At 61.7% G+C, this 12,614-nt stretch carries 13 protein-coding genes; 7 read left to right on the top strand and 6 right to left on the bottom strand.

What is annotated here, in order from left to right:
* The first annotated feature begins 201 nt into the window (after positions 1-201).
* Genes ftsK through cysG form a run of 6 tightly spaced genes read left to right on the top strand, consistent with a single transcriptional unit; the run spans position 202 to position 7,703 of the window.
* Positions 202-2,610 carry a DNA translocase FtsK gene (gene ftsK, locus ACWHXD_RS17785; RefSeq protein WP_032896677.1) on the top strand — a complete coding sequence of 803 codons (2,409 nt, stop codon included), beginning with the start codon at positions 202-204 and terminating at the stop codon, positions 2,608-2,610.
* Between the two features lie 54 nt (positions 2,611-2,664).
* Entirely contained in the window at positions 2,665-3,288 is a 624-nt protein-coding gene (gene lolA, locus ACWHXD_RS17780; protein ID WP_032896679.1) for an outer membrane lipoprotein periplasmic chaperone LolA, read from the top strand.
* A 27-nt stretch (positions 3,289-3,315) separates the two neighbouring features.
* Positions 3,316-4,641: a replication-associated recombination protein A gene (locus tag ACWHXD_RS17775; protein WP_032896681.1), complete on the top strand. Its 1,326-nt coding sequence runs from the start codon at positions 3,316-3,318 to the stop codon at positions 4,639-4,641.
* Entirely contained in the window at positions 4,638-5,012 is a 375-nt protein-coding gene (gene crcB / locus ACWHXD_RS17770; protein ID WP_003192080.1) for a fluoride efflux transporter CrcB, read from the top strand. Before ACWHXD_RS17775 ends, crcB begins: the two co-directional genes overlap by 4 nt.
* 15 nt (positions 5,013-5,027) lie before the next feature.
* Complete coding sequence (gene serS, locus ACWHXD_RS17765; protein ID WP_032896683.1) at positions 5,028-6,308, top strand: serine--tRNA ligase; 1,281 nt, start codon at positions 5,028-5,030, stop codon at positions 6,306-6,308.
* Positions 6,309-7,703 (top strand): siroheme synthase CysG, encoded by a 1,395-nt coding sequence (gene cysG / locus ACWHXD_RS17760; protein ID WP_138761652.1) that lies wholly within the window; start codon positions 6,309-6,311, stop codon positions 7,701-7,703.
* A 125-nt stretch (positions 7,704-7,828) separates the two neighbouring features.
* Here cysG and ACWHXD_RS17755 read toward each other — a convergent pair whose 3' ends face one another.
* From ACWHXD_RS17755 to tusD, 6 genes are all read right to left on the bottom strand, one after another.
* Positions 7,829-8,824 (bottom strand): glutathione S-transferase family protein, encoded by a 996-nt coding sequence (locus tag ACWHXD_RS17755; protein ID WP_098951007.1) that lies wholly within the window; start codon positions 8,822-8,824, stop codon positions 7,829-7,831.
* Between the two features lie 88 nt (positions 8,825-8,912).
* Entirely contained in the window at positions 8,913-9,914 is a 1,002-nt protein-coding gene (locus ACWHXD_RS17750) for a glycosyl transferase family protein (RefSeq protein ID WP_138761651.1), read from the bottom strand.
* Positions 9,911-10,246, bottom strand: a complete 336-nt coding sequence (locus ACWHXD_RS17745) for a TusE/DsrC/DsvC family sulfur relay protein (protein ID WP_138761650.1) — start codon at positions 10,244-10,246, stop codon at positions 9,911-9,913. The genes ACWHXD_RS17750 and ACWHXD_RS17745 overlap by 4 nt, the downstream gene beginning before the upstream one ends.
* The gene (tusB, locus tag ACWHXD_RS17740) at positions 10,243-10,521 is read right to left on the bottom strand and encodes a sulfurtransferase complex subunit TusB (RefSeq protein WP_044274586.1); all 279 of its coding nucleotides are present in this window, start codon (positions 10,519-10,521) and stop codon (positions 10,243-10,245) included. Before tusB ends, ACWHXD_RS17745 begins: the two co-directional genes overlap by 4 nt.
* The gene (gene tusC, locus ACWHXD_RS17735) at positions 10,521-10,871 is read right to left on the bottom strand and encodes a sulfurtransferase complex subunit TusC (protein WP_138761649.1); all 351 of its coding nucleotides are present in this window, start codon (positions 10,869-10,871) and stop codon (positions 10,521-10,523) included. The genes tusB and tusC overlap by 1 nt, the downstream gene beginning before the upstream one ends.
* Position 10,872: 1 nt before the next feature.
* A complete protein-coding gene (gene tusD, locus ACWHXD_RS17730; protein WP_032896695.1) occupies positions 10,873-11,265 on the bottom strand; it encodes a sulfurtransferase complex subunit TusD in 393 nt (130 codons plus the stop codon).
* A 157-nt stretch (positions 11,266-11,422) separates the two neighbouring features.
* Here tusD and ACWHXD_RS17725 point away from each other — a divergent pair, with 157 nt between their 5' ends.
* On the top strand, positions 11,423-12,598 hold the full coding sequence (locus tag ACWHXD_RS17725) for a CaiB/BaiF CoA transferase family protein (protein WP_078467873.1): 1,176 nt from the start codon (positions 11,423-11,425) through the stop codon (positions 12,596-12,598).
* Positions 12,599-12,614: the final 16 nt, after the last annotated feature.

Below are 12,614 nucleotides of genomic sequence, written 5' to 3'. Positions count from 1 at the left end.
GTGAGCGGCAAGTGTGTGGCATCGCGCACGCAAACCCGTACAATGCGGCCATTGTGGCGTTATCGCCATTTCACCTATCCGTCACCGGGTGTTAAAAGTAGATTCAGCAACATTCGTTCATTTTTCAGCTGCTCCGGATAGAGCAGTCGTGTGCAGTCATTCAACAGATGGACGCGCTAAAGGCGCAGGAATAGACCCGTTTTGAAGAAATCCGCCGCAGCACCTAAAGCAGCAGTCGTACCGGCCTGGCGCCAGCACCTGCATTACCGACTCAAGGAAGGCGCACTGATTGCCATCGGTGCGCTGTGCCTGTTCCTGATGATGGCCTTGCTCACCTATGGCAAGGACGATCCGGGCTGGAGCCATAACAGCAAGATCGATGACGTGCAGAATTTCGGCGGCCCGGTAGGTTCCTACAGCGCCGATATCCTCTTCATGATCCTGGGTTACTTCGCCTACATTTTCCCTCTATTGCTGGCGATCAAGACCTGGCAGATCTTCCGCCAGCGTCACGAGCCGTGGCAGTGGAGCGGCTGGCTGTTTTCCTGGCGCCTGATCGGCCTGGTGTTCCTGGTGCTGTCGGGCGCTGCGCTGGCGCATATCCACTTCCATGCACCGACCGGCCTGCCGGCGGGCGCGGGCGGGGCCCTGGGCGAAAGCCTTGGCGACCTGGCGCGCAGAACCCTGAATATCCAGGGCAGCACCCTGATGTTCATCGCGCTGTTCCTGTTCGGCCTCACAGTATTCACCGACCTGTCGTGGTTCAAGGTGATGGACGTGACCGGTAAGATCACCCTCGACCTGTTCGAATTGTTCCAGGGCGCCGCCAACCGCTGGTGGGCCGCCCGTGTCGAGCGCAAGCAAATGGTGGCGCAGTTGCGTGAAGTGGACACCCGTGTCAACGAGGTGGTGGCCCCAAGTACGCCGGATCGACGCGAGCAAGCCAAGGTCAAGGAGCGCTTGATCGAACGCGAGCAGGCCCTGAGCAAGCACATGTCGGACCGTGAAAAGCAGGTGCCGCCGGTGATCGCCCCGGCTCCGCCCAAGGCGCCGGAGCCCAGCCATCGCGTGCAAAAAGAGAAACAGGCGCCGCTGTTTATCGACAGCGCCGTCGAAGGGACCTTGCCGCCGATCTCGATTCTGGACCCGGCCGAAAAGAAACAACTCAACTATTCCCCCGAATCCCTGGCGGCCGTCGGCCACCTGCTGGAAATCAAGCTCAAGGAATTCGGCGTCGAAGTGTCGGTGGACTCGATCCATCCGGGCCCGGTGATTACCCGTTACGAAATCCAACCGGCCGCCGGAGTAAAAGTCAGCCGCATTTCCAACCTGGCCAAAGACTTGGCGCGTTCCCTGGCCGTGACCAGCGTGCGCGTGGTGGAAGTGATCCCGGGCAAGACCACCGTGGGCATCGAGATCCCCAACGAAGACCGGCAGATCGTGCGCTTCTCCGAAGTGCTGTCGACCCCGGAATACGACAACTTCAAATCGCCGGTCACCCTGGCGCTCGGCCATGACATCGGCGGCAAGCCGGTGATCACCGACCTGGCGAAAATGCCGCACCTGCTGGTGGCCGGTACCACCGGTTCCGGTAAGTCGGTGGGTGTGAACGCCATGATCCTGTCGATCCTGTTCAAGTCCGGGCCGGATGACGCCAAGCTGATCATGATCGACCCGAAGATGTTGGAACTGTCGATCTACGAAGGCATCCCGCACCTGCTGTGCCCGGTGGTCACCGACATGAAGGACGCCGCCAACGCCCTGCGCTGGAGCGTTGCCGAGATGGAGCGCCGCTACAAGCTGATGGCGAAGATGGGCGTGCGTAACCTGTCGGGCTTCAATGCCAAGGTCAAGGAAGCCCAGGACGCCGGCACACCGCTGACCGACCCGCTGTACAAGCGCGAAAGCATTCACGATGAAGCACCGCTGCTGACCAAGCTGCCGACCATCGTGGTGGTGGTCGATGAGTTTGCCGACATGATGATGATCGTCGGCAAGAAGGTTGAAGAGCTGATCGCCCGTATCGCCCAGAAGGCGCGGGCGGCGGGTATCCACTTGATCCTCGCGACCCAGCGACCGTCGGTGGACGTGATCACCGGTCTGATCAAGGCCAACATCCCGACGCGCATGGCGTTCCAGGTCTCCAGCAAGATCGATTCGCGCACCATCATCGACCAGGGTGGCGCCGAGCAACTGCTGGGCCACGGTGACATGCTCTACATGCCGCCGGGCACCAGCCTGCCGATTCGCGTTCACGGTGCCTTTGTTTCCGATGACGAAGTGCACCGTGTGGTCGAAGCCTGGAAACTGCGCGGCGCGCCCGAGTACAACGATGACATCCTCAACGGCGTCGAAGAAGCCGGCAGCGGCTTTGAAAATGGCGGCGGTGGCGGTGATGATGATGCCGAGACCGATGCCTTGTATGACGAAGCCGTGGCCTTCGTACTGGAAAGCCGCCGGGCCTCGATTTCGGCGGTGCAGCGCAAGCTGAAAATCGGCTACAACCGTGCCGCCCGCATGATCGAAGCCATGGAAATGGCCGGCGTCGTGACCGCAATGAACACCAATGGCTCGCGTGAAGTCATCGCCCCCGGGCAGATGCGCGACTGATTCCGCGTCGCGTGGCAACACGCGGCGTGCCCTGACTACTCAATGAGGACTCCCATGCGCTTTATCCGCATGCTGTTGTTGCCGGCCCTGGCCCTGACCGCTGTTTCGGCTCACGCTGACCCGGCTTCTGTCGCCAGCCTGAAGAACCTGTTGGACAAATCCCAGACCCTCACCGCGCGCTTCTCCCAGCTGACCCTGGATGCTGGCGGCACCCAGTTGCAGGAAACCGCTGGTGAAATGGCCGTGCAGCGCCCAGGGCTGTTCTACTGGCATACCGAAGGCAAGGCGGAGCAGACCATCGTTTCCGACGGTAAGAAAGTCACGCTGTGGGACCCGGACCTGGAGCAGGCCACCATCAAGAAGCTCGATCCGCGCCTGAATCAGACCCCAGCGTTGCTGCTGTCGGGCGATGTGTCGAAAATCAATGACAGCTTCGACATCACCTCCAAGCAGACCAGCAACGTCATCGAGTTCACCCTCAAGCCAAAATCCAAGGACACGTTGTTTGACACGCTGTCCCTGTCGTTCGGCAACGGCGTGATCAACAACATGCGCCTGGTCGACAGCGTCGGCCAGCGCACCGATATCCTGTTCTCCGGGGTCAAGGCCAACCAGCCGGTGCCCGCGTCCAAGTTCAAGTTCGACATCCCCAAGGGTGCCGACGTGATCCAGGAATAAACTGCCCAGAGGTTTCAAACGCTGCCCATGGATCTGTTTCGAAGTGACCCGATTGCCCAGCCATTGGCCGCGCGCTTGCGTTCGACCAACCTGGATGAGTACGTCGGTCAGGAACACCTGCTCGCTCGCGGCAAGCCCTTGCGCGAAGCCCTGGAGCAGGGTGCGCTGCATTCGATGATTTTCTGGGGCCCGCCGGGCGTGGGCAAGACCACCCTGGCGCGGTTGCTGGCGAAAGTCTCGGATGCGCACTTTGAAACGGTCTCGGCGGTGCTTGCCGGGGTCAAGGAGATTCGCCAGGCGGTGGAAGTCGCCAAGCAGCAGGCCGGGCAATACGGCAAGCGCACTATCCTGTTCGTCGACGAAGTGCATCGCTTCAACAAGTCGCAGCAGGATGCGTTCCTGCCTTATGTCGAGGACGGTACGCTGATCTTTATCGGCGCCACCACCGAAAACCCTTCCTTTGAATTGAACAACGCCTTGTTGTCACGGGCGCGGGTCTATGTGCTCAAGAGCCTGGATGAAGCGGCGATGCGTAAGCTGCTGCACCGTGCCTTGAGCGAAGACAAGGGCCTGGGCAAGCGTCAGTTGAGCCTCAGCGACGAAGGCTTCAAGATTTTACTGACCGCCGCCGATGGCGACGGGCGCCGCTTTCTCAACCTGCTGGAGAACGCCTCCGACCTGGCCGAAGACAGCGGCGAGATTGGCGTCGACCTGTTGCAAAGCCTGCTGGGTGACACGCGCCGGCGTTTCGACAAGGGCGGCGAAGCCTTCTACGACCAGATTTCGGCGCTGCACAAATCCGTACGCGGTTCCAACCCTGACGGCGCGCTGTATTGGTTTGCGCGCATGATCGACGGCGGTTGCGACCCGCTGTACCTGGCACGCCGCGTGGTGCGCATGGCCAGCGAAGACATCGGCAATGCCGACCCACGTGCCCTGAGCCTGTGCCTGGCCGCCTGGGAAGTGCAGGAGCGCCTCGGCAGCCCGGAAGGCGAGTTGGCGGTGGCCCAGGCCATCACTTACCTGGCCTGCGCGCCGAAAAGCAACGCGGTGTACATGGGCTTCAAGTCAGCCCTGCGTGCGGCCGCCGAGCATGGTTCCCTCGAAGTGCCGCTGCACCTGCGCAACGCGCCGACCAAGCTGATGAAACAGCTGGGGTATGGCGACGAATACCGTTATGCCCACGATGAGCCGGACGCCTACGCGGCCGGCGAAGACTACTTCCCGGATGAGCTGGAGCCGCAGCCGTTCTACCAGCCAGTGCCCCGTGGCCTGGAGCTGAAGATCGGTGAGAAGCTCAATCATCTGGCCACTCTCGACCGTCTGAGCCCTCGGCAGCGGAGAAAATCATGATTCCTTTAGTGGTCGCGGTTTCGGCGGGAGGTATCGCCGGTACACTGCTGCGCTTTGCTACCGGCAATTGGATCAACGCCAATTGGCCGAAACACTTCTATACGGCGACGCTCGCCGTTAATATCGTGGGCTGCCTGTTGATCGGCGTGTTATACGGCCTGTTTTTGTTACGCCCGGAAGTGCCTGTCGAGGTACGTGCCGGCCTGATGGTTGGCTTTCTTGGCGGCCTGACGACTTTTTCATCCTTTTCACTGGATACCGTGCGCCTGCTGGAAAGCGGGCAAGTGCCGCTGGCGATTGGCTATGCGGCCATCAGCGTATTCGGCGGGCTGCTCGCCACCTGGGCTGGCCTGTCCTTGACCAAACTTTGATAACGAGAGACCGACATGCTCGATTCCAAACTGTTACGTAGCAACCTTCAGGACGTAGCGGACCGCCTGGCATCCCGTGGCTTTGCCTTGGATGTTGCGCGCATCGAAGCGCTGGAAGAACAGCGCAAGACCGTCCAGACCCGCACCGAAGCACTGCAGGCTGAACGTAATGCGCGCTCCAAGTCCATCGGCCAGGCCAAGCAGCGCGGCGAAGACATCGCGCCGTTGATGGCGGATGTCGAGCGCATGGGCACTGAGCTGTCCGACGGCAAAATCGAGCTGGAAGGCATTCAGACCCAATTGGATTCGATCCTGCTGGGCATTCCGAACCTGCCCCACGAATCCGTGCCGGTCGGCGAAGACGAAGACGGCAACGTCGAAGTGCGCCGCTGGGGCACGCCCAAAGCTTTCGATTTCGAGATCAAGGACCACGTCGCCCTGGGCGAATTGACCGGTGGCCTGGATTTTGAAACCGCAGCAAAAATGTCCGGCGCACGCTTTGCCTTGCTGCGCGGCCCGATTGCGCGCATGCACCGTGCCCTGGCGCAGTTCATGATCAACCTGCACACCGGCGAACACGGTTACGAAGAAGCCTACACCCCGTACCTGGTTCAGGCGCCGGCGTTGATGGGCACCAGCCAACTGCCCAAATTCGAAGAAGACCTGTTCAAGATCAGCCGCGACGGCGAAGCCGACCTGTATCTGATCCCGACGGCCGAAGTGTCGCTGACCAATATCGTCGCCGGCGAAATCCTCGACGCCAAGCAACTGCCGTTGAAGCTGGTGGCCCACAGCCCGTGCTTCCGCAGCGAAGCCGGCGCGTCGGGTCGAGACACCCGTGGCATGATCCGCCAGCATCAGTTCGACAAGGTTGAGATGGTGCAGGTGGTCGAGCCGTCGACCTCCATGGAGGCCCTGGAAGGCCTGACTGCCAACGCCGAGCGCGTGTTGCAGTTGCTGGAACTGCCTTACCGCGTACTGGCCCTGTGCACCGGCGACATGGGCTTCAGCGCCGTGAAGACCTACGACCTGGAAGTGTGGGTGCCGAGCCAGGACAAATACCGCGAGATTTCGTCGTGCTCCAACTGCGGTGACTTCCAGGCCCGTCGCATGCAGGCGCGTTTCCGCAACCCGGAAACCGGCAAGCCGGAGCTGGTGCATACCCTCAACGGTTCGGGCCTGGCCGTAGGCCGTACCCTGGTGGCCGTGCTGGAAAACTACCAGCAGGCCGACGGTTCGATCCGTGTACCTGAGGTGCTCAAGCCGTACATGGCGGGCGTTGAGGTCATCCGCTAAATGGAATTTCTGCCGCTGTTTCATAACCTGCGCGGCAGTCGTGTGTTGGTCGTCGGTGGCGGGGAGATTGCCTTGCGCAAATCCCGGCTGCTGGCCGACGCCGGCGCGGTGTTGCGGGTGGTTGCTCCCCAGATCGAAAGCCAGCTGCGTGAGCTGGTGCTGGGCAGTGGCGGGGAACTGATGTTGCGCGGTTATCAGGAGGCCGACCTGGACGGTTGCACCCTGATTATCGCGGCCACCGACGATGAGCCACTGAATGCGCAAGTATCCAGTGATGCCAAGCGTCGCTGCGTGCCGGTCAATGTGGTGGACGCGCCAGCGCTGTGCAGCGTGATCTTCCCGGCGATTGTCGACCGTTCACCCTTGGTGATTGCCGTCTCCAGCGGCGGTGACGCGCCGGTACTGGCACGCCTGATCCGCGCCAAGCTGGAAACCTGGATTCCCTCAACCTACGGTCAACTGGCTGGGCTGGCCGCGCGTTTTCGGGCTCAGGTCAAAGGGTTGTACCCGGATGTGCAGCAACGCCGAGCGTTCTGGGAAGAAGTGTTCCAGGGCCCGATTGCCGACCGGCAGTTGGCCGGGCAGGGCGATGAGGCTGAGCGCCTGTTGATCGAAAAGGTCAATGGCGCGCCGCCTTATGCGCCCGGCGAGGTATACTTGGTGGGCGCGGGCCCAGGCGACCCGGATTTGCTGACCTTCCGCGCATTGCGCCTGATGCAGCAAGCCGACGTGGTGCTGTACGACCGTTTGGTGGCGCCGGCGATTTTGGAACTGTGCCGTCGGGATGCCGAGCGCGTGTACGTCGGCAAGCGTCGCGCCGATCACGCTGTGCCCCAGGACCAGATCAACCAGCAACTGGTCGACCTGGCCAAGCAAGGCAAGCGCGTGCTGCGCCTTAAAGGTGGCGACCCGTTCATCTTTGGCCGTGGTGGCGAAGAGATCGAGGAATTGGCGGCCCACGGCATCCCGTTCCAGGTGGTGCCGGGCATCACCGCAGCCAGTGGTTGCGCGGCTTATGCCGGGATTCCGCTGACGCATCGCGATTATGCTCAATCGGTGCGCTTCATCACCGGCCACCTGAAGAACGGTACCTCTGACTTGCCTTGGCAAGACCTGGTCGGCCCCTCTCAGACCCTGGTGTTCTACATGGGCCTGATTGGCTTGCCGATCATTTGCGAGCAGTTGATCAAGCACGGGCGCGCGTCGGATACCCCAGCGGCGCTGATCCAGCAGGGCACCACGTCCAACCAGCGCGTGTTCACCGGCACCCTGGCCGACCTGCCGCGCATGGTGGCAGAGCATGAAGTGCATGCGCCGACATTGGTGATCGTGGGTGAGGTGGTGGTACTGCGTGAGAAGCTCAAGTGGTTCGAGGGTGCCCAGTCCCAAGTCTGAACGACTGACCCACTGTAGGAGCGAGCTTGCTCGCGAAAAACTCAAGGACGCCGAGGGCTACCTGGTAGCGCTGCGTTATCGTTGGCGTTCTTCGCGAGCAAGCTCGCTCCTACAGGCGGTTTACGTCAGCTCCACACACCTTTGCCTTGCAATGCATGGCGATCATGCTCGGTATCAAACCCCTGCAACGGCCCCTTCGGCACAATCCCCGTCGGGTTGATCGTGCGATGGCTGGCATAGTAATGCCCCTTGATATGCTCGAAATCCACCGTCTCGGCCACGCCTGGCCACTGATACATCTCCCTTAGCCAGTTCGACAAATTCCCATAGTCGGCAATCCGCCGCAGGTTGCATTTGAAGTGGCTGTAATACACCGCATCAAAACGAATCAGCGTGGTGAACAGCCGCACATCGGCTTCGGTCAGGTACTCGCCGGCCAGATAGCGATGGCTGCCCAGGTGCTGTTCCAGATGATCCAGCTCGGCAAACACATCATCAAACGCGCTTTCATACGCCTGTTGTGAGGTGGCGAAGCCTGCGCGGTACACGCCGTTGTTCACGGCGGGGTAGATGCGTTCGTTGAGGGCGTCGATGGTCGGGCGCAGGGCTTGGGGGTAAAAATCCAGGGTATTGCCGGTCAGCTCATTGAACGCGCTGTTGAACATGCGGATGATCTCCGCCGATTCATTGCTGACGATGCGCTTGAGCTTTTTGTCCCACAGCACCGGCACGGTGACGCGCCCGGTGTAGTCGGCGGTATCGGCGGTGTAGCGCTGGTGCATGAAGTTGAACCCGTCGAGGCTATCGCCGCTGGAGCCGTGGGCCTTGTCGAAGGTCCAGCCGTTTTCCAGCATCAGCCAGCTGACCACCGAGACGTCGATCAGGCTTTCCAAGCCCTTGAGCTTGCGCAGGATCAAAGTGCGGTGCGCCCACGGGCAGGCAAGGGACACATAGAGGTGATAGCGACCGGCCTCGGCCTTGAAGCCGCCTTCGCCACTCGGGCCTGGCGCGCCATCGGCGGTCACCCAGTTGCGGCGTTGTGCCTGTTCCCGTTGGAAAGCGCCATCAGCGCTACTTTCGTACCACTGGTCTTTCCACTGTCCTTCGATCAATAAACCCATGACTGGCTCCTTGGCTGATAAGCGTTGGAGCCCAGTCTAAAGGGATGAGTTCGAACTAAAAGCGCAAAGAACCGGCGTGAATGATCGATTAAATCGATTTATCCCGTGCGTCCCAGTACTGCTGGGCCAATTCGAACGCCTGTTGCCGCGGGTGGCCAAGGCCGCGCAGGGCCAACGCCATGGTGGCGATCAACGCCAGTTGCGGGTAGCTGTCTTCAACGTCGCCGCGCCACAGCGCTTTGAGGTGCTCGGGCTCAAGCGTGGCTGGCTTGACGTGGCGCTGGTCGGAGAGGGCGGGCCACTCTTCGTCCCAGCTCTGGCCGTCGGTGCTGCCATACAAGTGACTGAGGGTGTCGGGGTTGACCTCGATCTCACCGCCGTCGCCTTTGACCACAATCACGTTGTCACCCAGCAGGCCGCTGGCATCACGATGCACGCCCTGGTAACCGGGGTGGAAAATGCTTTGCAGGCCACAGCGCGCATTCAGCGGGTTGAGCAGGCGCGCCAGGGAGTGGATAGGCGAGCGCAGGCCCAGGGTGTTGCGCAGGTCGATCATGCGTTGTAACTGTGGCGCCCAATCACCCAGCGGGATAAACGCCAGGTTGCCGTGGGCAAAGGCGCTTTCGACCTGTTGCCAATCGCGGCACAGCGGGATCTGCAAGCTGTCCAGCAATTGCTCGGTGTACAAGCGCCCCGCGGTGTGGGCGCCGCCGCCGTGCATCAGGATGCGCACGCCATTCTGTGCCAGGCATTTGGCTGCCAGCAGGAACCACGGCAGGTGGCGCTTTTTACCTGCGTAGGTCGGCCAGTCGATGTCCACGTTCAATGCTGGCGCGTGCAGGCGCTCACGGACGGCTTCGGTGAAGCCGGCGAGTTCTTCCGGGCTTTCTTCCTTGTGGCGCAACAGCATCAGGAAGGCGCCGAGCTGGGTGTCCTCGACCTTTTCGTCGAGCAGCATGCCCATGGCTTCCCGCGCTTCCTCACGGGTGAGGTTGCGCGCGCCGCGCTTGCCTTTGCCAAGGATGCGCACGAACTGCGCAAAGGGATGCTCTTGGGGCGTTACGAGAGTCAGGGGGGCAAAGTCGGTCATAAGCAATTCGTCGGCCTGGGCAGGCCCGCCAGCTTGGCGGCGAGTTTGGCGGGAGTGCCGTTGAACAGTTTGTTGAGGTGCAGGCTGTTGCCCTTATCCGGGCCCAGCTTCAAGGCGGTGTACTTGATCAGCGGTCGCGTGGCGGGGGACAGCTGGAATTCGGTGTAGAACTGGCGCAGCAGGGTGAGGATTTCCCAGTGATCCGGGGTCAGCTCCAAGGCTTCGGCAGCGGCCAGGGCATTCGCCACTTCATCGGACCAATCGTTGAGGTCGACAAGGTAGCCGTCTTTGTCCAGTTCCAGGGTGCGTGCGCCGACGGTCAGGGTGTTCATAGCCAGGTGTTGACCTTGTCGTAGTCGATGGACAGTTGCACGAAGCCTGGGTAATCGACGCTGTCAGCCCAGTCGGGCAGCGGCAGGTTGCGCGCCTGCATGTCTTCGGCCAATACAAACACCTTGACGCCTTTGGTTTGCAGGGCGGGCGTGTGCAGGCCGTAGGCACCGTCACCACACAGCAGGATGGCGTCCTCGGCGCCACAGAGGCGCAGGCAGCTGTCGAGGCGGCTGTCGGTAAACGGGGAATGAGACACCACATGTAGAGTCGACATCAGAGGGTAATCACCTGGTCGTAACGGTCAATCAGTTGGGAAATGGCTTGGCTGTCTAGCGCCTGCGCGTTGGCGGGTGGCGGCAGCCCGCGTGCGGACAGGCTATGGCTGCACGCGAACACGTCGTCAATGCCGAACAAGCCCAGGGCCTGCAGGTTGGCACTCAGGTCTTTCTGTTGCACGGCTTTCGCGGCTTGGTTCGGCGCCAGTTGGAACACGCCGTCATCCAGAAACAGCAGGCCAATGGGCAGATCGAACGCGCCACCGGCCAGCACGATATCCAGTGCTTCCCGCGCACTCGGCCCGGACCACGGCGCCTGACGGCTGATCACCAACAAGGATTTGGACATGTCACGGCCCTCCAAAACAGATCAGGCGGTCGGCGTCCTGGATTGCGTCATGCAATTGACCCAGGCCCGACAACGCCCAGGGAGCCTCCAGGTTGACTGCGCTGCGTTGATAGCGCGCAGCTTCCTCGGCATTCAGCACACCCCGGCGCAGGGCGGCGGCGATGCACACCACGCCGTCGAGTTGGTGCTGGCTGACAAACTCGCGCCATTGGCGCGCAGTGTCTTGCTCATCCTGGGGCGCGACAATGTTGTTGGACGCGCTGTACACGCCGTCCTGGTAGAAAAACAGCCGCACAATCTCATGCCCTCCGGCCAGCGCTGCCTGGGCGAACAACAGGGCGCGGCGCGAGGAGGGCGCGTGGGCGGCGCTATACAGTGCAATCGCGAACTTCATGGAAGACTCTGCCAACAAACGTCGGCCAATGATAAAGCCGCCGCCGCGAAAAAGCCCGCCGTGATCAAAACGGTCACTGTGGTTGATCGTTCTGACGATTGCCGACAGGTGCCCGGCTGCCTAGTCTGTGGGGATTCGCAACCCAACTGGAGTCCCTATGTCAGGTCCCTTGGCGTCCCTTAAAGTGTTGGATTTTTCCACCTTGTTGCCCGGCCCGTTTGCCTCCTTGATGCTGGCGGACATGGGCGCCGAAGTGCTGCGTATCGAATCGCCCACGCGGATGGACCTGTTGCGGGTATTGCCGCCCCATGATCGTGGCACGTCGGCCAGCCACGCCTACCTCAACCGCAACAAGCGCAGCCTGGCCTTGGACCTCAAGCAGGCCGAGGCGATCGAGATCGTGCGTGAGTTGGTCAAGGGCTATGACATCCTGCTCGAACAGTTCCGCCCCGGCGTCATGGAGCGACTGGGGCTGGGCTATGAGGCGCTGAAGGCGATCAACCCGCGGTTGATCTATGTGTCGATCACCGGCTACGGCCAGACCGGCCCCTATAAGGACCGCGCCGGGCACGATATCAACTACCTGGCGTTGGCCGGCGTGGCCAGCCATACCGGGCGCCAGGACACGGGCCCGTTGCCCCTGGGCGTACAACTGGCGGATGTGGCGGGCGGTTCGCTGCACGCCGTGGTGGGCTTGCTGGCGGCGGTGATTGCCAGGCAGCAGAGCGGGGTGGGGCAATACCTGGATGTGAGCATGACCGATTGCTCGTTCAGCCTGAACGCCATGGCTGGGGCCGGTTATCTGGCTTGCGGGGTCGAGCCTGGGTGGGAGAACCATGTGCTCAATGGCGGGAGTTTCTATGACTATTACCGCACACGCGATGGGCGCTGGATGTCGGTGGGCAGTCTGGAGCCGGGGTTTATGCAGCAGCTGTGCGAGGCATTGGGGCGGCCGGAATTGGCGGCACACAGTGTGACGCCCGAACGCCAGGCCGTGCTTAAGCAGGCGTTGCAGGTGGAGTTCGAGAAGCGCAGTTTTGACCAGTTGTGTGAGTTGTTTGCCGGGGTGGATGCGTGTGTGGAGCCGGTGTTGAGTCTGAGTGAGGCGGTGGAGCATCCACAGTTGAAGGCGCGGGAGCTGGTCAGCCAGGTGCCCCGGGGGGATGGCTCGACACAAGCGCAATTGGCCTGCCCGCTGAAGTTCTCCGAGGGGTTGCCGGCGCCCAGGCATATTGGGGTGGCGGTGGGGGCGCACAGTGATGAGGTGTTGGTGGAGTTGGGGGTCGGTGTTGAGCGGATAAAGCAATTGCGCCAGGCCAAGGTTGTGGGTTGACTGAAAGGGCGCTATC

The sequence above is a fragment of the Pseudomonas fjordensis genome (genome assembly GCF_976987115.1).
The sequence above is the reverse complement of the archived record's forward strand: the minus strand, read 5'-3'. Positions and strand labels throughout refer to the sequence as shown.

Coding starts and splice junctions, on each gene's coding strand:
- ACWHXD_RS17750 (WP_138761651.1), bottom strand. CDS start 9,914: ATGACCGACTTTGCCCCCCTGACTCTCGTAACGCCCCAAGAGCATCCC.
- ACWHXD_RS17775 (WP_032896681.1), top strand. CDS start 3,316: ATGGATCTGTTTCGAAGTGACCCGATTGCCCAGCCATTGGCCGCGCGC.
- ACWHXD_RS17745 (WP_138761650.1), bottom strand. CDS start 10,246: ATGAACACCCTGACCGTCGGCGCACGCACCCTGGAACTGGACAAAGAC.
- ACWHXD_RS17755 (WP_098951007.1), bottom strand. CDS start 8,824: ATGGGTTTATTGATCGAAGGACAGTGGAAAGACCAGTGGTACGAAAGT.
- lolA (WP_032896679.1), top strand. CDS start 2,665: ATGCGCTTTATCCGCATGCTGTTGTTGCCGGCCCTGGCCCTGACCGCT.
- cysG (WP_138761652.1), top strand. CDS start 6,309: ATGGAATTTCTGCCGCTGTTTCATAACCTGCGCGGCAGTCGTGTGTTG.
- ACWHXD_RS17725 (WP_078467873.1), top strand. CDS start 11,423: ATGTCAGGTCCCTTGGCGTCCCTTAAAGTGTTGGATTTTTCCACCTTG.
- crcB (WP_003192080.1), top strand. CDS start 4,638: ATGATTCCTTTAGTGGTCGCGGTTTCGGCGGGAGGTATCGCCGGTACA.
- serS (WP_032896683.1), top strand. CDS start 5,028: ATGCTCGATTCCAAACTGTTACGTAGCAACCTTCAGGACGTAGCGGAC.
- tusB (WP_044274586.1), bottom strand. CDS start 10,521: ATGTCGACTCTACATGTGGTGTCTCATTCCCCGTTTACCGACAGCCGC.
- tusC (WP_138761649.1), bottom strand. CDS start 10,871: ATGTCCAAATCCTTGTTGGTGATCAGCCGTCAGGCGCCGTGGTCCGGG.
- tusD (WP_032896695.1), bottom strand. CDS start 11,265: ATGAAGTTCGCGATTGCACTGTATAGCGCCGCCCACGCGCCCTCCTCG.